Source organism: Actinoplanes sp. NPDC051537 (genome assembly GCF_055586105.1).
In genome coordinates, this window is the sequence record NZ_JBVJIU010000017.1 from 231,358 (window position 1) to 253,787 (window position 22,430).

14 protein-coding genes are annotated in these 22,430 nt (G+C 70.0%); 9 read left to right on the plus strand and 5 right to left on the minus strand.

The features are described 5' to 3' along the window. Window positions 1-103 precede the first annotated feature (103 nt). Genes ACZ6TB_RS36270 through ACZ6TB_RS36280 form a run of 3 tightly spaced genes read right to left on the minus strand, consistent with a single transcriptional unit; the run spans window position 104 to window position 6,892 of the window. Window positions 104-1,231 carry a lytic polysaccharide monooxygenase auxiliary activity family 9 protein gene (locus ACZ6TB_RS36270; protein WP_465562325.1) on the minus strand — a complete coding sequence of 376 codons (1,128 nt, stop codon included), beginning with the start codon at window positions 1,229-1,231 and terminating at the stop codon, window positions 104-106. Between the two features lie 23 nt (window positions 1,232-1,254). Then, a complete protein-coding gene (locus ACZ6TB_RS36275; RefSeq protein ID WP_465562326.1) occupies window positions 1,255-4,182 on the minus strand; it encodes a glycoside hydrolase family 48 protein in 2,928 nt (975 codons plus the stop codon). Between the two features lie 37 nt (window positions 4,183-4,219). Continuing rightward, window positions 4,220-6,892 carry a cellulose binding domain-containing protein gene (locus ACZ6TB_RS36280; protein ID WP_465562327.1) on the minus strand — a complete coding sequence of 891 codons (2,673 nt, stop codon included), beginning with the start codon at window positions 6,890-6,892 and terminating at the stop codon, window positions 4,220-4,222. A gap of 323 nt (window positions 6,893-7,215) precedes the next feature. On the opposite strand from ACZ6TB_RS36280, the gene ACZ6TB_RS36285 reads away from it, so the two are divergent. The 5 genes from ACZ6TB_RS36285 to ACZ6TB_RS36305 all read left to right on the plus strand — a co-directional run bounded on the left by ACZ6TB_RS36285 (window position 7,216) and on the right by ACZ6TB_RS36305 (window position 14,130). Beyond that, complete coding sequence (locus ACZ6TB_RS36285; RefSeq protein ID WP_465562329.1) at window positions 7,216-8,580, plus strand: UDP-glucose dehydrogenase family protein; 1,365 nt, start codon at window positions 7,216-7,218, stop codon at window positions 8,578-8,580. 294 nt (window positions 8,581-8,874) lie between these two features. Further along, window positions 8,875-10,245: an ABC transporter substrate-binding protein gene (locus ACZ6TB_RS36290; RefSeq protein WP_465562331.1), complete on the plus strand. Its 1,371-nt coding sequence runs from the start codon at window positions 8,875-8,877 to the stop codon at window positions 10,243-10,245. Window positions 10,246-10,387: 142 nt separating this feature from the next. Further along, window positions 10,388-11,329 carry a carbohydrate ABC transporter permease gene (locus tag ACZ6TB_RS36295; RefSeq protein ID WP_465562379.1) on the plus strand — a complete coding sequence of 314 codons (942 nt, stop codon included), beginning with the start codon at window positions 10,388-10,390 and terminating at the stop codon, window positions 11,327-11,329. Next, window positions 11,326-12,240: a carbohydrate ABC transporter permease gene (locus ACZ6TB_RS36300; protein ID WP_465562333.1), complete on the plus strand. Its 915-nt coding sequence runs from the start codon at window positions 11,326-11,328 to the stop codon at window positions 12,238-12,240. Before ACZ6TB_RS36295 ends, ACZ6TB_RS36300 begins: the two co-directional genes overlap by 4 nt. Before the next feature lie 87 nt (window positions 12,241-12,327). Continuing rightward, entirely contained in the window at window positions 12,328-14,130 is a 1,803-nt protein-coding gene (locus tag ACZ6TB_RS36305) for a glycoside hydrolase family 15 protein (RefSeq protein ID WP_465562335.1), read from the plus strand. On the opposite strand, the gene ACZ6TB_RS36310 is transcribed toward ACZ6TB_RS36305, so the two are convergent. Next, entirely contained in the window at window positions 14,123-16,846 is a 2,724-nt protein-coding gene (locus ACZ6TB_RS36310) for a hypothetical protein (RefSeq protein WP_465562336.1), read from the minus strand. The two genes, ACZ6TB_RS36305 and ACZ6TB_RS36310, sit on opposite strands and share 8 nt — an antisense overlap. Before the next feature lie 86 nt (window positions 16,847-16,932). Here ACZ6TB_RS36310 and larE point away from each other — a divergent pair, with 86 nt between their 5' ends. Genes larE through larC form a run of 3 tightly spaced genes read left to right on the plus strand, consistent with a single transcriptional unit; the run spans window position 16,933 to window position 19,564 of the window. Beyond that, a complete protein-coding gene (gene larE, locus ACZ6TB_RS36315; RefSeq protein ID WP_465562338.1) occupies window positions 16,933-17,739 on the plus strand; it encodes an ATP-dependent sacrificial sulfur transferase LarE in 807 nt (268 codons plus the stop codon). After that, window positions 17,736-18,395, plus strand: a complete 660-nt coding sequence (larB, locus tag ACZ6TB_RS36320; protein WP_465562340.1) for a nickel pincer cofactor biosynthesis protein LarB — start codon at window positions 17,736-17,738, stop codon at window positions 18,393-18,395. The genes larE and larB overlap by 4 nt, the downstream gene beginning before the upstream one ends. Then, the gene (gene larC / locus ACZ6TB_RS36325) at window positions 18,392-19,564 is read left to right on the plus strand and encodes a nickel pincer cofactor biosynthesis protein LarC (protein ID WP_465562342.1); all 1,173 of its coding nucleotides are present in this window, start codon (window positions 18,392-18,394) and stop codon (window positions 19,562-19,564) included. Before larB ends, larC begins: the two co-directional genes overlap by 4 nt. Here larC and uxaC read toward each other — a convergent pair. Beyond that, complete coding sequence (gene uxaC, locus ACZ6TB_RS36330; protein WP_465562344.1) at window positions 19,537-20,925, minus strand: glucuronate isomerase; 1,389 nt, start codon at window positions 20,923-20,925, stop codon at window positions 19,537-19,539. The two genes, larC and uxaC, sit on opposite strands and share 28 nt — an antisense overlap. Window positions 20,926-21,095: 170 nt before the next feature. On the opposite strand from uxaC, the gene ACZ6TB_RS36335 reads away from it, so the two are divergent. Next, window positions 21,096-22,430: an ABC transporter substrate-binding protein gene (locus ACZ6TB_RS36335; protein ID WP_465562346.1), complete on the plus strand. Its 1,335-nt coding sequence runs from the start codon at window positions 21,096-21,098 to the stop codon at window positions 22,428-22,430.

Consider the following 22,430-nt stretch of genomic DNA (forward strand, 5'->3'; position numbering starts at 1 on the left):
CCCCACCCCCCCCCCCCCACCCCACCCCCCCCCCCCCCCCCCACCCCCCCCCCCCCCCCCCCCCCCCCCCCCCCCCCCCCCCCCCCCCCCCCCCTCTTGTGTGTCAGGCCGTGCTACACGTCAGGTTGTTCACCGTGGTCGGCGTGGCGCCCGACCCGAGGAAACCGAACGTGGTGTCGCCGCCGGCCGGGATGGACCCGTTCCAGGCCGCGTTCTTGACCGTCACCAGCGAACCGCTGCTGGTGGCCGTCCCGCTCCAGAGCTGGGTCAGGGTCTGCGACCCCGGCCAGGTCCAGGTGACCGTCCACTTGCCGATCGCGCTGCCGGCGGGCGCGTGCACCATGATCTGACCCTGGAAACCGTTGGTCCAGGAGCCGGTCACGTTGTACATCGCCGTGCAGCCCCCGGAACCCGGGTTGCTGGTGGGCGACGTCGGCGGCGTGGTCGGCGACGTCGGGGGTGTCGTCGGCGACGTGGGCGGGGTGGTCGGAGGCGTCGTGGGTGGCGTCGTGGTGCCGCCGCCACCGACCCCGGTGACCTCGCCGTTGCCGCCGTCGAACACGACGTCGGAGCAGCCGTAGAACGTCTCGGTGCTGTCCGAGCGGGCCCAGACCGAGTAGATCAGGTGCTTGCCGCTCTTGCCCGAGGGCAGGGTGGCGTTCCAGTAGTAGTGCCCGGTGTCGGTGCCCGGCCCGCCGTCGGCCGGCGGGTTGGTCACCTGGTTGAACGGCGTCGGTTCGAGATCGCTCCAGGCCAGGGGCTTGGTCGGGTCGTACCCGTCCTTGGTGATGTAGAGCGAGAACGTGCCCGGGTGCTTGGCCCAGTCGTTGTAGTCGATCTCGATGGTCCGGCCCGACGTCAGGTGGGTGACCGGCCAGTCGTTACGGGCCAGGTTGAAGCCCGTGAAGTTGTACGGCCCCCCGGTCCCGCCACTGCACAGCTGGCCGTCCTGGAGGAAGCCGTTCACCCGGCCCGCCCCGTCCGATCGGAGCACGGCGAACCAGTTGTACAGCGAGGTGACCCCGCTCTGGGCGACCGCGGCCGCGCAGGCCGCGTTCTTGGGCACGATCTCCCCGGTGCTGGTCTTGCCGTCCTGGTAGCAGAGCCACGTCCGGCTGCCCGGCGTCATCATCGCGCCGTGCGCCGACGCCGCGCTGGGCATGACCACCGCCCCGAGGCCGGCCGCGATGATCGCGGCCCCCAGATAGGCCAGCAGTTTCTTCTTTCTCATGGTTCCTCCTCTCACAACGGGAATCAGCCGTTCGGGAACAACCGCGCGAAGTCGGCGTAGCCGGTGGCGACGTCGACCTGCGCCCAGAAGCGGTGGTAGTTGAACGTCGGGGCGGCCCCGCCGTTCAGGTACGCCTGGACCTTCGGGAAGTCCGGGTCGTTCTTGTAGAAGGAGCGGATGTCCAGGAAGGACTTGCCGGGGGCGATCACGTCGCCGTTCGGCATCTTGCCGCTCCAGCCCGGCGGGATGTAGAGACCCTGGCCGGTCGAGGCGTTGTACACGTCGTCGAACCGGTTGTAGTCCGTGCGGGTCTCGGTGACCGACACGCCCTTCGCGTCCTTGTGCGTCCAGATCGCGTCGAGCAGGTTCTTGGCCGCCGTCTTGGCCGCCGCGTTGCCGGACTTGGCCGCGTAGTAGGTCAGCAGCTTCGCGAACGAGCCCGCGACACCGAGGTCGGTGCCCTTGGACTTGACCGTGACGTGCAGGCTGGTGTTGGCGGCCGGGCTGGACGGGTTCCAGGTGGCCGGCGCGCCCGACCAGGTCAGGTCGGACGGGATCTCGAAGCTGCTCGCGCTGATCGTGGAGTTCGCGAGCGCCCAGGTCACCCACTTGTCGAGGATCGACTTGGCCTTGGCGTCACCGGTCGTGTAGTAGTACTCGGCCAGCCGCTCCAGCGACCAGGTCTGCATGCCGAACCACTGGTTGGACGGCGGGTCGGCGTAGACGGGCGCCTCGACGTACGCCAGGTCGTAGAAGGTCGGGGTGCCGGACGGCGGCGTCGAGTAGTTGCCGTTCCAGCTGTTGGTCGCGCCACCGGCGATGGCGCCCTCGGAGGACTGCAGCCACTGGTAGAACTCGAGCTGCCGGCTCAGGCTGGCCTGCCAGTCCGACTTCGCCGTGGCGCCCTTGGGTGCGAACGCGCTGACGTTGCTCAGCACGTACGCGGCCATCGGGTTCTGGTAGCCGAAGTGGCTCGTGCTGGAACCGATGCGCCAGGCCCAGCCCGCGCTGGTGTCGGTCGCGCCGCCCCAGGCGTAGTACCAGGACATCAGGTTGTTGGAGGCGTTCTTGCCGGTGCCGGCCGGGCAGGAGGTGGAGTGGCAGCCCGGCGTCTTGAAGTACTTGTCGTAGAAGGAGTAGCGCAGGTAGTCGCCCATCTTGGCGGCGTTGGTCACCGCGGTGGAGATCTGCGAGCCCTTGCCCTGCTGGGTGGCCCAGGTGTACGCCCAGTACGCCGCCTGCACCGCGCGCGAGTCCGCGTCCGGGGCGTCGGTGTACTTCCACTGCTTGGCGTAGCTGGCGTCCTTGGTGAACAGGTCGAGGTAGCCGTTCGGGCCACCGGCGGTGAACGTGTCGCAGGACGGCTGCGGGACGGTCTCCCACGTCGACTCCTGCGGCCCGCGCTGGAAGGTGTTGATGTACGCGACCCGGGTGGTCTTGTCACCGCAGTGGCCGAATCCGTACACGTTGTCCACGTCCAGCAGCCAGTGCATGGCGTAGATGTCGTCGGTGCCGTAAGCGCTCTTCAGCTCCGACGCCAGCGGGTCGGAACCGACCGAGACGCTCGAGTCGAGCTGCGACGGGTACGACGACGGCAGCGGGTACTCCGCCGCGTAGGTCGCCGGCTTCGACGCGTTGTAGTTGGCGTTGGTCGGCTGGTCGGCGTGCGACGGGATGATGTACTTCTCCATCGTCGACCAGGCCGAGTTGAACGGGGCCCAGTCCTGGGTCGAGGCGCCGTGCTCGGCCTCGAGCCACAGCCAGTAGCTGAACGCCTCGGACGTGGTCTCGTGACCCTGGTCCGGCGCCTCGTCGATCAGCGTCTCGATCGAGTGGTAGGGCACGCCCTCGGGGCTGAAGTAGCCGTTGGACGGGCTCTTGATGTCGTTGTACATCTGGGTGAACCGGTCATCGACGCTGCCGGCCGGCACCACGTTCACGGTCACCGTCGCCGCCGTGTAGCCGGTCGAGGTCGCCGAGAAGGTGGCGCTGGTGCCCGAGGTGGCGGCCGTGGTCGCCGCGACGGTCACGGTCTGCCCGGTGCTCCAGTTCGACGGGGTGAAGGTGAGCGACGCCGGCGACGCCGAGACCGTGGTGGCCCCGGCCGTACGCGCGACGGCCACCGTCACGTTCGCGGTCGGCGCCTTGGAGAGCGCCAGCTTGAACGTCGAGCTCGCGCCCGGGGCCACCGACAACGAGGTGGCGTCGGCGACGATCGCCGGCGAGGTGCTGGCGTCGACGAAGACCGGCACGTCGGCGGTGCTGCTCTTGGCGCCGGTGTTGTCGTAGGCGATCGCCTGGAGGTGGTAGGCCGCGGTCTGCTGCGGCACCCCGGTCCAGGTGTACGCGTACGGCGATGCCGTGTCCGTGTTGAGCAGCAGGCCGTCGTGATAGAACTCGACCTTGCTGATCGTGTTCCCGCTCGCCGCCGTGGCATTGGCCGTGATCGGGATGGACGCGGGCGCGGTGTAGCGGGTGCTGGCGGCCGGCGACGAGATCGCCACCGTCGGAGCGGCGGTGGCGCCGTTGCACGCGACGCCGTTGAGGCTGAACGCCGTGGGCACCGGGTTGGCCGAGCCGAACGTGCCGTTGAAGCCGGTGCCGACGGTGGCGTTGGTGCCGAGGCCGCCGTTCCAGCTCGCGTTGTTCACCGTGACGTGCTGACCGCTCTGGGCGTAGACGCCGTTCCATCCCTGCGACACCTTCTGCGCGGCGTCCGGGAAGTCGTACTCGAGCTTCCAGCTGCTGACCGGATCACCGGAGTTGGTGATCTGGATGTCGCCGGTGAATCCGCCCGGCCATTGGCTCTGCACCTTGTACACGACGGTGCAGCCGGCCGCGGCGTGGGCGGGCACGCCGGCCGCGAGGGCCACGCCGGCGCCGAGGACGGCGGTGCCGGTGATGGCCAGGCCGCGACGCAATCGCCGCAGTCGTCTTTCTCGTGGTAGCACGGGGATTTCCTTTCCGGTGGGGGTTGGGGAGAGATGCTCAGCTGGTTGCCGAGCAGGTGACCGGGGACGGGACCGGGTTCGTGGCACCGGTGGTGCTGCCGAGGAACCCGAAGGTGGTGGAGGCGCCCGCCGCGACGGCGCCGTTGTAGCTCGCGTTCGTCACCTTGACGGCGGCGCCGGTCTGGCTGACCGTGCCGCTCCAGAGCTGCGTGATCGTCTGGCCGGCCGTGTAGTTCCAGGTGACCGTCCAGCTCTTGGTCGCGCTGGAGCCCGTGTTGGCGACGGTGACCTCACCCTGGAAGCCGCCGCTCCACGAGCCGGTGATCTTGTAGGTGGCCGTGCAGCCGCCGGTCGCCGGAACCGTCGGCGACGTGGTCGGCGAGACGGTGGGCGAGACGGTGGGCGACGGCGATGTGGGCGACGGCGAAGGTGACGTCGGCGTCGGCGACGAGGTGCTTCCGGTCGGCGTGGTGGCCGTCGTCGTCCGGTCGGCGTAGAGGATGCCGCGGCCGTTGGTGCCGAGGTAGACCCGGCCGAAGACCCGCGGGTCGCCGGCCAGCGCGTCGCCGGCGTTGCCGTACTGGTGAGCGTCGTCGTTGATCCGGACCCAGGAGCCGCCGGCGTCGTCGGAGCGGAACACCCCGGTGACCCCGTCGACGGTGCCGACCAGGAAGACGGCCAGGTGTGACTGGCCCGGAGCGGCCTTGCCGAAGGCCACGTTGACGCCCGCGGTCACCGAGGAGACCTTGGTGAACGTGGCGCCGGAGTCGGTGGACTTGAACAGTCCGGTCTCACCGGCCAGCCAGACCTCGCCGGCGACGCCCGGCACGGCGTGGAAGTGCAGCCGGCCCGAGGCCGGCAGCGACGCCGCGGAGGCGGTGAACGTCGCTCCGCCGTCCTTGCTGGTGTAGAACTTGCCGGCGGCGTACGCGTAGAAGGTCTTGGGGTTGACCCGGTCGCTCTCGACGACCGCGCCGGCGGGAACGCCGGTGGAGGCGGTCCACGAGCTGCCGCGGGTGGTCGAGTAGTAGACCCCGGTGCCCTGCGGCGACCAGACCATCGAGCCCGCGTCGGCGCCGACCGCGATCGTGCCGCCGCCGGTCACCCCGGACGGCTCCTGGCCCTGGTACCAGTTCTTGCCGCCGTCGGAGCTGATGCCGATGTGCGGGGCAGCGTCCGCGTTCCCGACTCGCGCGAACACCGTGGGCGTGAGTTCGGCGAAGTCGAGGCTCGTGTTGCTGCCCAGGCTGGGCGTGTCGTGGAAGCTGGGCTGCACCGCGTCGAGCGACGCGTGGTAGAAGCCGCCGATGTCGCCGAGCGCGCTGACCAGCGGCGCCCCGGACGGCGGGCTGGCCAGGTCGAGGACGGCGGTCTCCTCGATGCCCTTGGCCATCGGCTTGATCGTGATGGTGCTGCCGGCGTCCCAGTTCGTCAGGTTCGTGGTGCCGTACAGCGTGGCGCCGGTGCCGTACATCATCCGGCTGGAGTTGAACGGGTCGATCGCGAGCGTCTCGTTCATCCAGCCGAGCTTCGGGGTCGACTCCGGCGGCTGCGGGTTGTTGTTGAAGTCCAGCCACGGGTCGGCCGAGATGTCCATGGTGTAGCGCTTGGACATGCTGGGATAGCTGGTCCAGTCCCAGATGCGGGTCCAGGTCGCGCCGTTGTCGGTGCTCCGGAAGAAGATTGCGTCGGGCCACCAGGAGATCTGGGTGGCGACCATGAGCGTCCCGGGGTGCAGCGCGTCGACGGTCAGCCCGGAATATCCGTAATAGGCGTCGGCGGCCGGTGTCGGGGAAATGTTCGTCCACGTCCCGGCCGCGATGTCGTAGCGCCAGACCTGGCCGGCCGCCCCGTCGTACGGCCCGCCGGTGTCACTGGTCGCGATGAAGAGGTTGTTTCCCTGGACGACGCCCTTGTGCGGCAGATATCCCGTCGGCTGCCCGGCGATCCGGGTCCACGTCGAGCCGTTGTCGTTCGACATGTAGACCGGGTTGGACTTGTCGTTGACGCCGACGAAGATCTGGTTGGTGGCGCCGAACGTGACCCAGGCCAGGCCCTGGTTCTGGTTGAGGTAGTTGTTGGTGTCCGCCGGGTCCTGCACGTAGTTGCCGGCGTTCGGGAAGCTCGTGACCTTGCTGAAGGTCGCGCCGTAGTCGGTCGACCGCCACAGGCCGTTGCCGCCCTCGGCCGCGAAGTACACGTTCTTGTCGTTGTGCGGGTCGACGGCGAGGCGCTCGCCGACGCCGCGGCCCGGCATGTTGCCGCCGTTCTTGAACGGAAGCGTGGTGACCTGCCAGGTCGCGCCCTTGTCCGCGGAACGGAGAATGGCGCCGTTGTTCGGGTCCCAGTCGTTGGTGTACATGCCGACCGCGGCGTAGACCCGCTTGGTGTCGACCGGGTCGGGCGCGATGGACAGCACCCCGTTGTAGCCCCAGTTGTTCTGGCCGACCCAATCGAGCAGCGGCGTCCAGCTCTGGTCGGCCTCGTTCCAGCGGTAGGCGCCGCCGATGTCGGTGCGGGCGTAGATCAGGTTCTTCTCGCCGGGGTTGAAGACGATGGCCGGGACGAAGCCACCGCCGTCGATGCGAACGTTCTTCCAGGAGTACGGGTCGGCCGCGGCTGCGGCGGCCGTCATGGGCTGAGCCAGGGCGACCGCCACCGCCCCGCCTAACAGGGCGGCGACCGTCGCCGCGACTGCTGTCCTTCTCATCCGGCACCTTCCATTGACAGGCGTACACATGGGAGCGCTCCCAAGAGCGTCCGGCCCGCGTCACACTGCTGTCAAGCCCCGGAAACCACTAGTTGACAATCGTGGATATAAAGACCTCGCCCGGCCGCGCCCGCGGGCGCCCCGGCGCCCATCCCGCGTTTCATTTAAGAAATTGCCGTGCGTGAATTGCTTAAAAACCGTTCAGCAACGCCCCGGAATGGGCCGACCACTTACCGTCAACCATCCATGAACTTTTCGGTCATGGGGCGTCCTAACCCGATGTGTATCATCGGGCGTTGATTGGCCGGAGCGAGGAGCGTTTCATGAGGGTTTGTGTGGTGGGCACGGGTTATGTCGGGCTCACGACCGGTGTGAGTCTGGCTTTCCTGGGCCACCAGGTAACCTGCGTCGACCTGGACCAGAGCAAGGTCGACATGCTCAACGGCGGACGCTGCCCGATCTACGAGCCGGGCATGGACGAGCTGCTCGCCGAGGCCGCCGGCAACCTGACCTTCACCACCAGCTATGCCGAGGCCGTGCCGGGCGCCGACGTGGTGTTCGTGGCCGTGCAGACCCCCTCCGCCGCCGACGGCAGCCCCGATCTGCGCTATCTGCGCTCGGCCGCCGAGACGGTCGCGCAGCACCTCGATCACCCCTTCACCGTGGTGGTGAACAAGTCGACCGTGCCCATCGGCAGCGGTAACTGGGTCGACGCGATTCTTCGTGAGTCGTTCGCGCAGCGTACGGACCGTCCCGAGGGCTGCGAATTCTCGGTCGCGTCGAATCCGGAGTTCCTGCGCGAGGGCAATGCCATCCACGACACGCTCTTCCCCGATCGCATCGTGATCGGCTCGGACAACCCGCGCAGCCTCGAGATTCTCAACCAGCTCTACCGGCCGATCATCAACCAGACGTTCACCGCGCCCAGCTTCTCGCCGCGGCCCGACGACATCGGCGCGGTCCCGCTGGTCTCCACCGACCTCGCGTCGGCCGAGCTGATCAAGTATGCGGCCAACGCGTTCCTGGCCCTGAAGATCAGCTACGCGAACGAGATCGGCCAGCTCGCCGCCAAGGTCGGCGCCGACATCACCGAGGTGACCCGGGGCATGGGCCTCGACCAGCGGATCGGGTCCCGGTTCCTGCAGGCCGGCGTCGGCTGGGGCGGCTCCTGCTTCGGCAAGGACACCAAGGCCCTGATCGCGACGGCGTCCGAGTACAACTACGAGATGCCGATCGTCCGGGCCGCCCGCGTGGTCAACGACCGGCAGCGCCAGATCGCCGTCGAGCGCCTCCAGGACGAGCTGCGCATCCTCAAGGGCCGCAAGATCGGCCTGCTCGGCATCGCGTTCAAGCCGAACACCGACGACCTGCGCGACTCGCCCGCCCTCGACATCGCGAACCTGCTGCTCGCCCGCGGCGCCCGGGTCAAGCTGCACGACCCGATCGCCGGCGAGCGCTTCCGCCGCGAGCAGCCCGAGCTCGCCCCCTACCTGAGCGAGACCGTCGACGACCTGTTCGACGACTGCGACGCGGTGGTGCTGGTCACCGAGTGGGCGCAGTACCTCGAGCTGGACTGGAGCAAGTTCGTCGGCCTCATGCGCACTCCGATCCTGCTCGACGGCCGGCACGTGCTCGACGCCGACCGGATGGCCCGCCTCGGCTACAAATACCTGGCCATCGCGGGCTGAGCGGCGGAACGCCCGATTTAAGCACGACACACCGGCCGCCTCCCCGGATATCCAGATTTCCGGGCGGGGCGGCCGCTTGGCGACTAGGGTCGGCCGAGGAGGCGTTCACGGCCTGACCAGCGGTTCTTCCTTAACCGGTTAAGGACCATTGACCGCCGCTGCCGTATCGTTACCGAGTCGATCAAGCGGAAATCATTGCGCAACGTCCCGGTTACCTCTTGACTGTGACCCAAGTAGCGCTTCGGACGGCGACGTCTTCGGACGTCGGAGGCGCGATTTGACATAGGGAGCGGTATGTTCGGTCAACCTACGAGCCCGCGTTTTCGGGCCGTGCTCGCCGGCACACTGAGTGCCGGGCTGGTTTTCGGCATGGCAGCGTGTGGCGACGACAAGGACTCCGACAGCGACACGTCGGGCAACGCATCGGCGTCGGCCATCGACTGTTCGCCATACACGAAGTTCGGGGACCTGAAGGGCAAGACGATCTCGATCTACACGGGCATCGTCACCCCCGAGGACACCCCGCACATCAATTCGTACAAGCCTTTCGAGCAGTGCACCGGCGCGACGGTCAAGTACGAGGGCGACAAGTCCTTCGAGACCCAGATCCTGGTACGCGCCAAGGCCGGCAACCCGCCGGACCTGGCCATCGTGCCGCAGCCGGGTCTGCTCAAGCAGCTGGTGGCGACCGGCAAGGCGGTCGCGGCGCCGGCCGACACCGAGGCCAACGTCGACAAGTTCTGGTCCAAGGACTGGAAGAACTACGGCACGGTCGACGGCAAGTTCTACGCGGCCCCGCTGGGCGCGAGCGTCAAGTCCCTGGTCTGGTACTCGCCGAGCGCGTTCAAGGACGCGGGCTACGCGGTCCCGACCACGCTCGACGAGCTGAAGGCCCTCAGCGACAAGATGGTCGCCGACGGCAAGAAGCCGTGGTGCGCGGGCATCAACTCCGGTGACGCCACGGGCTGGCCGATCACGGACTGGATGGAAGACTTCATGCTTCGGCTCTCCGGGCCGGAGGAGTACGACAAGTGGGTCGCCCACCAGATCGCGTTCAACAGCGCCGAGCCCACCGCGGCTCTCGACGCCGTCGGCGGATACCTGAAGAACGACAAGTACGTCAACGGCGGTCTCGGTGACGTCAAGAGCATCGCGTCGACCACGTTCCAGGACGCCGGTCTGCCGATCCTCGACGACCAGTGCATGATGCACCGCCAGGCCAGCTTCTACGCGGCGAACTGGCCCAAGGGCACCAAGGTGGCCGAGGACGGCGACGTCTTCGCGTTCTACCTGCCGGGCAAGGACACCTCGGCCAAGCCGGTCCTCGGCGGCGGCGAGTTCGTGCTGGCGTTCAACGACCGGCCCGAGGTCCAGGCGTTCCAGACCTACCTGTCCTCCGACACCTGGGCCAACACCAAGGCCAAGCTGTCCAGCGGCTGGGTCAGCGCCAACAAGGGTCTCGACCCGAACAACCTGACCAGCCCGATCGACCAGCTCGCGGCGAAGATCCTGCTCGACCCGGCCTCGCAGTTCCGGTTCGACGGCTCGGACCAGATGCCCGCGGCCGTCGGCTCGGACTCGTTCTGGAAGCAGTCGACCGCGTGGGTCACCGGTCAGGACACGAAGACGACCCTCAACAACATCGAAAACTCGTGGCCTAAGTGATCTGATTAGCTCCATCGGGGCCGGTCGGGAGGGCACCTACCTCCGGGCCGGCCCCATCCCTCTCTTCTCCCCAAGGAAAGAAGAAGGAGGTACGGGTCGCGTGTTCAACACCGCCTCCACCACCCCTGAGAAACTTCTGCAGATGATCGCCGCGCTGCTGCTCTTCGCCGCGGTCATGGGCGTCATCCTGTTCTTCGCGGGCCGGATCGGCGGCCGGCGCGGCGACAAGTGGGTCGGGTATCTCTACCTGCTCCCCGTCGTGCTGATGCTGCTGGTCGGCCTCGTCTACCCCGGCCTCCGCACCATCTACGAGTCGTTCTTCGACGCCGCCGGCAAGGCGTTCGTCGGGGTCGACAACTACAAGACCATCTTCACCGACAAGGACCAGCTCACGGTTCTGCGCAACACGGTGTTCTGGGTGGTCCTCACCCCGTTCCTGGCGACCGGCATCGGCCTGATCTACGCGATCCTGGTGGACAAGTCGCGGTTCGAGTCGTTCGCGAAGGCCCTGATCTTCCTGCCGATGTCGATCTCCTTCGTGGCGGCGTCGATCATCTGGAAGTTCATGTACGAGTACCGGCCCGACCAGGCCAACGTGAAGCAGATCGGCCTGATCAACCAGATCATCGTGTGGCTCGGCGGCAAGCCGGTCCAGCTGCTGATCGAGTCGCCGCTCAACACGTTCCTGCTGATCGTCGTGATGATCTGGATCCAGGCCGGCTTCGCCATGACCGTGCTCTCGGCGGCCATCAAGGCGATCCCGGACGACATCGTCGAGGCCGCCCGGCTCGACGGCGTCACCGCCTGGACCATGTTCAAGAACATCACGGTGCCCAGCGTCCGCCCGACCATCGTGGTGGTGCTGACCACCATCGGCATCGGCACGCTGAAGGTCTTCGACATCGTCCGCACCATGACCGGCGGCAACTTCAAGACCAGCGTGGTGGCCAACGAGTTCTACTCACAGACGTTCCGGGCCGACAACCAGGGGCTCGGCGCCGCTCTCGCGGTGCTGCTCTTCATCCTGGTCATCCCCGTCGTCGCGTACAACATCCGGCAGGTTCGTCAATCGGAGGCACGATGACCGCCGTAACTCCGGTGACGAGCACACCGGACCTGGCCGCGGAGAAGCCGAGCGCGGCCGCGATCGCGAAGAAGCGGCTGAGCTCGCCCTGGGCGTCGCTCTTCGCCATCATCATCGCGGTGCTCTGGACCATCCCCACCTTCGGCCTGCTGGTCTCCTCGTTCCGGCCGGAACGGGCGATCAAGCGGACCGGCTGGTGGACGTTCTTCTCCGACCCGCAGATGACGCTCGACAACTACCGAGCGGTGTTCGGCGAGGGCGGCGGCATCAACATGGCCGACTTCTTCGTCAACTCGCTGGTCATCTGCATCCCCTCGGTGCTGATCCCGATGGCGCTGGCGTCGCTGGCCGCGTACGCCTTCGCCTGGATCGACTTCCGGTTCAAGAACTTCCTGTTCATCGCGATCTTCGCCCTGCAGATCGTGCCGCTGCAGATCACGCTTCTGCCGCTGCTGAAGATCTTCGTCGGCCTTCACATCACCGGCACGTTCTGGACGCTGTGGCTCGCGCACTCGACGTTCGCGCTGCCGCTGGCCATCTACCTGCTGCACAACTTCATGCGAGAGGTGCCGGCCGGCCTGATCGAAGCGGCGAGGGTGGACGGCGCCGGCCATGTGGCCATCTTCTTCAAGGTCATGCTGCCGCTGCTCACCCCGGCATTGGCGGCGTTCGGCATCTTCCAGTTCCTCTGGGTCTGGAACGACCTGCTGGTGGCGCTGGTCTTCGCGGGCGGCGGCAACGAGGTCGCCCCGATCACGCTGGCGCTGGCCAACCTCAGCGGCACCCGGGGCACGGCCTGGCAACTGCTCTCCGCCGGCGCCTTCGTCTCGATCCTGGTGCCGGTCGTCGTGTTCCTGCTCCTGCAGCGCTATTTCGTCCGCGGCCTGATGGCGGGCAGCGTCAAGGGCTAGCGCTCCCGACCCGGTGAGGGCCGCATCCGTTCGCGGATGCGGCCCTTTTCCCGTTCCGGGAAGGCGGCGGCGGGTAAGACAAGCGGTATGGCGCTTCCGATCGAGGACTACGCGATCATCGCGGACACGCAGACGTCGGCGCTCGTCGGGCGGGACGGGTCGATCGACTGGTTCTGCGCGCCGCGCTTCGACTCCGGGGCCGTGTTCGCGGCGCTGCTCGGGGACGAGGAGAACGGGCACTGGACGATCCGGCCGGCCGGCGAGGTGATCGCGACGCGGCGGCGCTACCGGGACGACACGCTGGTGCTGGAGACCGAGTTCGAGACCGCCGACGGCGTCGTCCGGCTGATCGACTTCATGCCGCCCCGCGGGGAGTCGCCCGACCTCATCCGGATCGTCGAGGGCGTGCGCGGCGCCGTCGACATGCGGATGACGTTGCGGCTGCGCTTCGACTACGGGCACGTCGTGCCGTGGGTCTACCGGGAGCAGGACGACCTGGTCGCGGTGGCCGGACCGGACGCCGCGTGGCTGCGCACCCCGGTCGAGACGCGCGGGGAGAACCTGGCGACCCGGGCCGACTTCCGGGTGCAGACCGGCGAGCAGGTGCCGTTCGTGCTCACCTGGCGGCCCTCGCACCTGCCGCCGCCGGAGCCGCTCGACCCGGCCCACGAGCTCGGCGTCACCGAGGGCTACTGGCGGGGCTGGGTCTCGGCCTGCACGTACGAGGGCGAATGGCGCGACGCCGTGGTCCGGTCGCTGCTCACGCTCAAGGCCCTCACGTACGCCCCGACCGGCGGGATCGTCGCGGCCGCGACCACCAGCCTGCCGGAGAAGCTCGGCGGCGTGCGGAACTGGGACTACCGGTTCTGCTGGCTGCGGGACGCGACGATCACCCTCCAGTCGCTGCTCTACTCGGGCTTCCAGAGCGAGGCGATCGCCTGGCGCAAGTGGCTGCTGCGGGCCATCGCCGGAAACCCCGCCGAGCTGCAGATCATGTACGGCGTGGCCGGCGAGCGCCGCCTCGACGAGTACCAGGCCACCTGGCTCACCGGCTACGACGGCAACCCGGTGCGGATCGGCAACGCCGCGGCCGAGCAGTTCCAGCTCGACGTCTACGGCGAGGTGATGGACGCGCTGCACCAGGGCCGGCGCGCGGGCCTCAAGGCCGACGACCCGGCGTGGGGCCTCCAGGTCAAGCTGATGGAGTTCGTGGAGAACCACTGGCGCGACCCGGACGAGGGCATCTGGGAGGTGCGCGGCGGCCCGAAGCAGTTCGTGCACTCGAAGCTGATGGCGTGGGTCGCCGCCGACCGGGCGGTCAAGGCGATCGAGGAGTTCGGCTTCGACGGGCCGGCCGAGCGGTGGTGCGTGCTGCGCGACGAGATCCGCGCCGAGATCCTCGACAAGGGGTACGACGCCGGCCGCCGGACGTTCACCCAGTTCTACGGCTCGGCGGAGCTGGACGCGGCGATGCTGATGGCCCCGCTGGTCGGGTTCCTGCCCGGCGACGACGAACGGGTGATCGGCACGGTCGCCGCGATCGAGGAGCACCTGATGGTCGACGGCTTCGTGCAGCGCTACACCCAGAAGCCGGGCGGCGACGTCGACGGCCTGCCGCCGGGCGAGGGCGCGTTCCTGGCCTGCACGTTCTGGCTGGCCAGCAACTACGCGCTGATCGGGCGGCAGGAGGACGCGCGCGAGACGTTCGCCCGCCTGCTGGCGCTGCGCAACGACGTCGGGCTGCTGTCCGAGGAGTACGACACCGACGAGCACCGGCTGGTGGGCAACTTCCCGCAGGCGTTCAGCCACGTGCCACTGATCGACACGGCCCGTACGCTCGGCGCCGCGCTCGCCCCGACCGAGGCCCGCGCGGACGAGGGTCTCAAGTAGTACCGCGGTCCTCGGCGCGGCCGACGAGGCCGAGGGCGGCGGTCGCGGCGGCGGTGGCCAGGATCCAGCCGGCGATCTGCAGGATGTCGGCGACGATCTGCAGGCCCACGTCACGGTAGTGCCAGGACGACTTCTGGCCGAGGTCGACCACCGGCACGAGCAGGTCGAGCGTGTACAGCGCCGGGTTGAAGTTGCCGCAGTAGCCGGGCTGATCGGGCACCGGGTCCGCGTCGGCCGCAACCACGCACTCGCTGGCCGGGCCGGCCGCCGGCTGCGGGTCGGGCCGCGAGGGGCCGGCCAGGACGCCGAAGACGAGGAAGCCGGCCAGCCAGAGGCCCAGCAGCCAGTAGAGCGCCAGCTGGAGCCGGTAGCCGTAGCCGACCGTGACCCGGTAGAGGAAACCGACCAGCCGCAGCAGATGCCGCCGGACGCCGCCCGGACGCTCGGTGCGCTGGGCCCACTCGCGGCGGCGCATCTCGAAGAGGATGCGGCGGGCCACGGAGTCGGCGCCGGCCGCGCGATAGGTCGCGGCGAGCTGGAGGTACGGCTGGGAGAGCTGCCCGGTCGGGAGCGCCGGCTCGGTCCGCGACGTCGACGGCGGCGGCAGGATCTTGGTGCTGCGCAGGCGCTCGATCTGGGTCCGCCAGTCGGCCCGGCCCGCCGTCGCGTCCAGGTCCAGGTGCACCTGGTAGGCGAAGCCGAGCAGGTCGAGATGGGTGGCGTGCCAGAAGTTGGCGTTGTCGGTGAACGAGATGACCACGGCCCGGGACGCGTCGACGTTGCCCCGCAACGGCTCGCCCGGCGCCGCCACCAGGTCGGGGGTGCGCAGGCCGGCCAGGTCGAGCACCAGCCCGGCCGGGTCCTCCCCCAGCACGACGCCCTTGAGGCCGACCGACCGGCTCACCTCGGCCCGCCGCAGCCGCAGCAGCCCCTCGGCCCGGGTGTCGTCGAACCACGCGTCCCCGCCGATCACCGCGGCGCCGCCGTCGATGGACGGCGACGGGCGTGGCTCGTCCCGCGGCTGCTCGTTCCGCCGCAGATGCGCGCCCGTGAGGTCGACGTCGCCGGAGATGCGGGCGTCGGCGAACCGCACCCCGCCGACCGTGCCGATCCCCTTCAGGTAGAGGTCGGAGCAGGCCAGCGACGCCGCGTCGACGGCCGGGCCCTCCTCGCTGACGATCTCGGCCCGGATGAACTGCACCGAGCGGGAGACCTTGGCGCCACGCAACGCCACCTGGCCGTACGCCCGGAACGGAACCGTGGCCGGGTTGCCGCGCACGGTGCCGGTGATCTCGGCGCCGATCAGGTTGAGCACCGGATCGTGCCGGTTCTCGCGGGTGCCGGGCTGGTAGATGCGCAGGTCGGTGCGGCACGGCTCGCGCAGCGTCGCGCCCGAGACGAAGACCGAGCCGCCGACCAGGTCGGCCATCCGCAGCGAGCCCTCGGCGTCCAGGTCGCCGCAGTCGACGGCGCCGCCGACGTGGGCGCGGTGCAGGTTGAGCGCGTTGCCGCCGGCCGTGCGCAGGGTCGAGCGCTGGACGTGGACGTTGTGCTGGACGCGCGCGTCCTGGAAGCAGACCTCGCCGGTCATGGTGGCGTCGGTGACGCTGACGTGGCCGCGCACGACGACGCCGTTGGCGACGATCGCGTACGCGTTCCCGTCGATCGCCGACCGGTCGAACCGCAGGTCCCCGCCGATCTCGGCGCCGCTGACCCGGACGCTGCCGCGGGCGGTGAAACCCGCGTCCAGCTCGACGTTGCCGCGCACCTTCGCGCCATCGATGACCACCACCGCGTACGGGTCGAACTCCGCGTCGCCGCTGGGTCCGATCCCGTGCCGCTCGGGCGCGGGCGGCACGGCCGCCGTGAACCGTCCCGCGCTCAGGTCGACGATCCCGTCGATCACCACGCCCGGAAGGTAGAAGCGGCCGGTCACCTCGAGCAGGTCGGCGTTGGTGCGGGACGACCCCGAGTGCCGCTCGGACGGTTCGGCGTGCGCGATCGACCGGCGCGCCCGCTCGTGCCGGCGGTCCGCGCTGAGTGAGCCGTCGATCCGCAGTTCCGGCCCGTTCAGCGCGGTGCCCGGCATCGGCCCCTCGGCCTCGGGCGCGACCAGCCGGGCGCTGTCCAGCTCGACGTCGCCGCCCACGTGCGCGTTGGACAGGTCGAACAGGCCCCGGCACTCGATGCGGGGCGCGCTGAGCATGCCGCCGATGGTGAGCCGCCGCATCCGCACCGGGCAGCCGCGCGGCAGCACCGAGATCGCGTCGGTCCGGTGGTCGGGCCCGAACAGCGAGCCGTCCAGATGCACCGACCCGCCGACCCGGGCGTCGGTGAAGTCGACGCCGGCCGGGAACGACGACTCCTTGAGCCAGACGTCCTGGGTGCAGCGGCAGTTGGCGGCGTCGACCCAGGCCACCGTCGTGCGGTCGAGCTGGAGGCTGGGCAGCGTCGCCTCGAGCAGGTTGATGCCGCCGCGGACCACGCAGTCGATCAGCGTGAGCTGCACGCCGAGCGTCGACCCGCGCAGGTCGAGGTCGCCGTCGACGGTCACGCCCCGCAGGTAGAGCTGCCCGGTGGGATGGTCGCCCGGCCCCGGCGGCTGGAGCAGCGCGCGGCGCAGCGTGGCGGCCGGGATCGTCTCCGGCGTGGTGACCACGGTGCCGGCCCGGCTGGCGGCGACCAGTTCCCGGCACAGCGCGTCGTCCCCCGGCATGCCAAGCAACTTAACGTAGCTTGGCGAGGTGCAACATTTGGCAATCGCTTGCCGCGCCACCGGGTATCCGACGTGGAATGACCGTCATGAACACCGCTGACCTCACCCCCCACCTGACCGGGGTGCGCCGCCTCGGCGTCGCCTTCTCCGGCGGCGTCGACTCGTCCGTGCTGCTGGCGCTGGCCGTCCGCGCCCTCGGCGCCGAACGGGTCGTCGCGATCCTGGGCGTGTCGCCGAGCCTGGCCGCCGACGAGCGCACGGGCGCGCACCGGGTGGCCGGGCTGATCGGCGCGCGGCTGGTCGAGGTCGCCACCGACGAGGGCTCCCGCCCGGCCTACCGCGCGAACGGCCCCGACCGCTGCTTCCACTGCAAGGACGAGCTGTTCACCCGCATCGCCGACTCGACGGCGATCGACTACGACCTCGACGCGATCGCGTACGGCGAGAACGCCGATGACGTACGCCGCACCGACCGTCCCGGCGCGCGGGCGGCGGCCGCCCACCGGGTCCTGACCCCGCTCGCCGACGCCGGGCTGACCAAGGCCGATGTGCGCGCCGCCGCCCGGGCCCTCGGCCTCCCGGTCGCCGACAAGCCCGCCGCGCCCTGCCTGGCCTCCCGCATCCCGCACTTCACCGCGGTCACCCCGTTCCGCCTGAGCCAGGTCGAGCGGGCCGAGGCGGCCCTGCGCCGGCTCGGCTTCGGCGACCTGCGGGTGCGCCACCACGGCGACGTGGCCCGGCTCGAGCTCCCACCCGGCGACCTGGTGCGGGCCGTCGCCGAGCCGCTGCGGTCCGAGGTGCGCGCCGCGGTGACCGGAGCGGGGTTCCGCTTCGTGACCCTCGACCTGGCCGGCATCCAGTCGGGCGCGTTCACCGAGGCGGCGACCCGGTGACCGATCTCTCGGCCTACGCGAACCTCGATCTCGACCGGGCCGGCCGGCGCGGCTATCCGGAGGCGGTCTACTGCGCCGGCAAGACGCCGGACCAGGTCGCCGGGATCGCCGCCGCGGTCGCCGCCCGGCCCGACGTCGTCACCCTCTTCACCCGGGCCGCGCCGTCGCACGCCCGCGCCGTCCGCGCGGTGCTGCCCGACGCCTTCCACGATCCCGAGGCCGGGTTGCTCGCCTGGCCACCGGCCGCGCCACCGCCCACCGGCGGCCGGGTCGTGGTGGTGGCGGCCGGCACCTCGGACCTGCCGGTCGCCCGCGAGGCCCTGCTGACCGCCCGCTACCTGGGCCGCGAGGCCGACATCGTGGTCGACGTCGGCGTGGCCGGCCTGCACCGCGTCCTCGCCCACCTCGACCTGCTCCGCGGCGCCCGGGCCGTGATCGTGGTGGCGGGCATGGATGGCGCGCTTCCGGGCGTCGTGGCCGGCCTGATCGCGGCGCCCATCGTCGCGGTCCCGACGTCGGTGGGCTACGGCGCCGCCTTCGAGGGCCTGGCCGCTCTGCTCACCATGCTCAACGCCTGCGCCCCCGGCGTGGCGGTGGTCAACATCGACAATGGCTACGGCGCCGGCCACCTGGCCGCGCAGATCGCGGCATCGTGAGCGGGCGCCATGCCTGGATCGATGCTTCCGCCGGGGTGGCCGGTGACATGCTTCTCGGCGCCCTTCTCGACGCGGGGGCGAATGTCGAGGCGGTTCGATCGGCGATTGCCGCGGTGGCCGGCGATGCGGTCCGGATGAGCACGCGGGAGGTGACCCGGGCCGGGCTTCGGGCGCTCAAGGTCGATGTCGAGCTTCGGGACGAGGATCCACCCGAGCGGCGCTGGCGGGAGATCCGGGAACTCCTCCGACGCATCGATCTGCCCGCCGCCGACGAAGTCTTTGCGCGGCTTGCGGCGGCGGAGGCAAAGGTGCACGGCATCGAGCCGGACGAGGTGCACTTCCACGAGGTCGGGGCGCTCGACGCGATTGCCGACGTGGTGGGGTGCTGTGCCGCGTTTGCCGGCCTCGGCGTGACGACGGTGTCGGCCGGGCCGGTCGCCCTCGGGTCCGGCAGTGTCACAGCACGGCACGGGCGGCTTCCGGTGCCGGCGCCCGCGGTGGCGGAGCTTTCGCGGGGATGGGAGATATCGGGCGGCGGGGACGGCGAGCTGGCCACGCCGACCGGGATGGCGCTGCTGCGGACCTTCGCCACGGTCTGCGAGCCGGTGCCGCCGATGACCCTCGACGCGGTCGGCGTCGGGGCGGGCACGCGCGACCCGGCCGGCCGCGCCAACGTCGTCCGCGTCCTCCTCGGGGCCGGAGTCGGCGCGACGGAGGAGACGCTGCTGCTGCTCGAGGCCAATGTGGACGACCTCGACCCGCGACTCTGGCCCGGTGTGCTGCGGACGATGCTCGACCTCGGCGCCGCCGACGCGTGGCTCACGCCGATCCTCATGAAGAAGGGCCGGCCCGCGCACACCCTCAGCGTGCTCTGCCGCCCCGAACTGGCGCCGGAGCTGCGCGACCGGATCTTCCGGGACACGAGCACGCTCGGCATCCGGCACGGCGAGCGCGGCCGGACGGCGCTGGAACGGGCGTTCGTCCCTGTCGAGATCGGCGATGACCGGGTGCGGGTCAAGGTCGGTTACCTCGACGGCGTCGCGGTGCAGGCCATGCCCGAGTTCGAGGACGTCGCCGCGGTCGCCCGCGCGCAGAACCGGCCCGAGCGCCTCGTACTCCAGGAGGCCCTTGCCCTTGCCGCTCAGATCTTGAAGACCGCCCGCGGCTGATCGACGACCAGCGTGGTCAGCGTGCCGAGGGCCTCGTCCTCGTCCAGGCGGTGCTCGGCGACCAGCGAGGCCAGGAAGCCGGCGTCCAGGCGGCGGGACATGTCGTGCCGGGCCGGGATCGAGCAGAACGCCCGGGTGTCGTCGATGAAGCCGGACAGCCGGGAGAAGCCGGCGATCTCGGTGACCGCCTGCTGGTAACGGCGGATCTCCGCGGGATTGTCGAGGAACCACCACGGCGCCCCGGCGTACACCGAGGGATAGAAGCCGGCCAGGGGCGCGATCTCGCGGCTGTAGACGGTCGCGTCGACGGTGAACAGCACCAGGTGGAAACCGGGGTGGGTGCCGAAGCGGTCGAGCAGCGGCTGCAGGGAACGGGTGAACTCGGCCGCGACCGGGATGTCGTGCCCGGTGTCCGGTCCGAAGGCGCCGAGCGTCGCCGCGTGGTGGTTGCGCCAGACGCCCGGGTGCAGCGTCATGACCAGGCCGTCCTCGCACGACATCCGGGCCATCTCGAAGATCATGTGACGGCGGAAGGCGATCGCTTCCCGTACGGTGACCGTGCCCGACAGCGCCGACCGGTAGATGCGTTCCGCCTCCCGCACGTCCAGCGGCTCGGCCCCGGCGTCGAGGTGCCCGTGGTCCGCCGAGACCGCCCCGTGCGCGACGAAGTACCGCCGCCGCTCCGCCAGCGCCGCGAGGTAGCCGGCGTAGTCGCCGACGTCCCCGCCCAGCTCCTTGACGTAGGTGGGCCAGCCCGCCCGCCCCACCTCGAGGTATCGGTCGGGCCGGAACGTGGGCGCGACCGTCGTCTCGACGACGGAGACCAGCGCCTCGTGCGCCTTCAGGTCGTCGGCCGGATCGTCCGTGGTGGCCAGGAACGCGATGTTGAACCGATCGAGCAGGGCGCGCGGCCGGAAGTCATCCGACGAAAGGGATTCGGATATCTGATCGTACAAAACGTCGGAGTTGTCGCCCGCGGGCCGCGCGGAGATCCCGAACAGCGCCAGCGAGCTCTCGAACCAGTACCGAACGGGCGTCCCCCGCAGCAGGTGCCAGTGCGAGCACAGCAGGCGCCAGGCCCGGCGCGCACGGTCCTCGGGAAGCGGCCCCTCCCCCACGCCCAGATCGCGCAGGGACACGCCGCCGGAGTGCAGCAACCGCGTCACGTAGTGATCCGGCTGGATGAACAACGAAGCCGGGTCGGCGAACGGCTTGTCATCGAGGAGCATCCGCGGATCCACGTGCCCGTGCGGGCTGACGATCGGCAGATCGGCGACGGCGGCGTAGAGGCGGCGCGCGAGATCGCGCACCCCGGGGTCGGCGGGCAGCAAGCGGTCGGGGTGCAGCGTCAGGGCGGCCATAGGCCCGAGCCTCGGGGCGCGGATTCGCGGATGGCAAGCGGTTGCCACCAGTTGCCTGGCCGCCGGGGCAACAACTGGCAACTCATTGCCAGGCGTCACTGCCCGGGGAAACCATCGCGTAACAGTGATGCGGGTCACTACCCGCCGGCTTGGGCCGAAGGAGACGGACGATGATGCGTACTCGCAAGATCATGGCGCTGGCCGGTGCGACGGTGCTGGCCGCCGCCCTCACCGCGTGCGGCGGCAGCGACGACGACAGTGGCGGCGGCGGCTCGGGCAAGACGCTCGACGTGCTGATCGGGGCGAACACCCAGTACCCGGAGGAGTTCGCGGCCTGGCAGAAGTCGATCAGCGAGAAGTTCAAGGCGCAGACCGGCGCCACCGTGAAGTTCGAGCAGTTCGCCACCGCCAACGACGAGCTGACCAAGATACAGACCTCGGTGGTGGCCGGCTCCGGGCCGGACGTCTACGCGGTCGGCACCACGATGACCCCGACGGCCTACTCGACCGGCGCCTTCGTCAAGATGGGCGACGACGAGTGGAAGAAGATCGGCGGCAAGGACAAGTTCAACCCGGCCACCCTCGGCATCTCCGGCCCGGACGAGAACAACCAGGTCGGCATCCCGTGGGTGAGCCGCCCGTTCGTCATGGCCTACAACACCGAGCTGCTCAAGGCGGCCGGCATCGCCAAGCCGGCGACCACCTGGGACGAGCTGACCCAGCAGGCGAAGCAGCTGACCAAGAGCGGCCAGTACGGCCTCGCCCTCGGCTACAAGGACAACTTCGACCCCTGGAAGTTCGTCTGGGGCATGTCCGTGCAGGCCGGTAACCCGCTGGTCGACGGCAAGACCGCGAAGCTGCAGGACCCGACCGTGTCGAAGGCGTACCAGACCTACTTCGGCTGGCTCACCAACGACAAGGTGGTCGACCCGGCCGCCGTCGGCTGGACCAACCCGCAGGCGCTGGCCTCGTTCGCCAAGGGCAAGACCGGCTACTTCCTGCTGACCACCTCGACCGCGACCAACTCGCTCGACCAGGGCGCGGTGAAGGGCAAGTGGGCGTTCACGCTGCTGCCGACCGTGCCGCCGGGCGCCACCACCCGCCCCGCGAACGGCGTCGAGGCCGCCAGCATCCTCTCCGGCGACAACCTGCTGGTCGCCGACTACTCCAAGAACAAGGACCTGGCGTTCCAGTACGTCAAGCTGGTCACCGACCCGGACGTGCAGCTCGACTACTACAAGAAGTTCGGCAACCTGCCCGCCAACGCGTCGGCCCTGCAGACCCTGTCATCCGACCCGAAGCTCGGCCCGGTGACCGAGGCCGCGAAGAAGTCGGTGGCCACCCCATTCACCGGCGCGTGGAGCGACATCCAGCTGGCGCTGACCAATGTGGCCGTGCAGGCGCTGCCCGACCTGGCCAAGAGCTCGCTGAGCCCGGCGCAGATCGACGCCCGCATCGCCACCGCGCAGAAGTCCGCACAGTCCGCGCTGGACCGGGCCAAGTGA

Excerpts from the sequence above, each read along its gene's own strand:
- ACZ6TB_RS36305 (WP_465562335.1), top strand. The coding sequence starts at position 12,328 with ATGGCGCTTCCGATCGAGGACTACGCGATCATCGCGGACACGCAGACG.
- ACZ6TB_RS36295 (WP_465562379.1), top strand. The coding sequence starts at position 10,388 with ATGATCGCCGCGCTGCTGCTCTTCGCCGCGGTCATGGGCGTCATCCTG.
- uxaC (WP_465562344.1), bottom strand. The coding sequence starts at position 20,925 with ATGGCCGCCCTGACGCTGCACCCCGACCGCTTGCTGCCCGCCGACCCC.
- ACZ6TB_RS36270 (WP_465562325.1), bottom strand. The coding sequence starts at position 1,231 with ATGAGAAAGAAGAAACTGCTGGCCTATCTGGGGGCCGCGATCATCGCG.
- ACZ6TB_RS36285 (WP_465562329.1), top strand. The coding sequence starts at position 7,216 with ATGAGGGTTTGTGTGGTGGGCACGGGTTATGTCGGGCTCACGACCGGT.
- ACZ6TB_RS36310 (WP_465562336.1), bottom strand. The coding sequence starts at position 16,846 with ATGCCGGGGGACGACGCGCTGTGCCGGGAACTGGTCGCCGCCAGCCGG.
- ACZ6TB_RS36300 (WP_465562333.1), top strand. The coding sequence starts at position 11,326 with ATGACCGCCGTAACTCCGGTGACGAGCACACCGGACCTGGCCGCGGAG.
- larE (WP_465562338.1), top strand. The coding sequence starts at position 16,933 with ATGAACACCGCTGACCTCACCCCCCACCTGACCGGGGTGCGCCGCCTC.
- ACZ6TB_RS36335 (WP_465562346.1), top strand. The coding sequence starts at position 21,096 with ATGATGCGTACTCGCAAGATCATGGCGCTGGCCGGTGCGACGGTGCTG.
- ACZ6TB_RS36280 (WP_465562327.1), bottom strand. The coding sequence starts at position 6,892 with ATGAGAAGGACAGCAGTCGCGGCGACGGTCGCCGCCCTGTTAGGCGGG.
- ACZ6TB_RS36290 (WP_465562331.1), top strand. The coding sequence starts at position 8,875 with ATGTTCGGTCAACCTACGAGCCCGCGTTTTCGGGCCGTGCTCGCCGGC.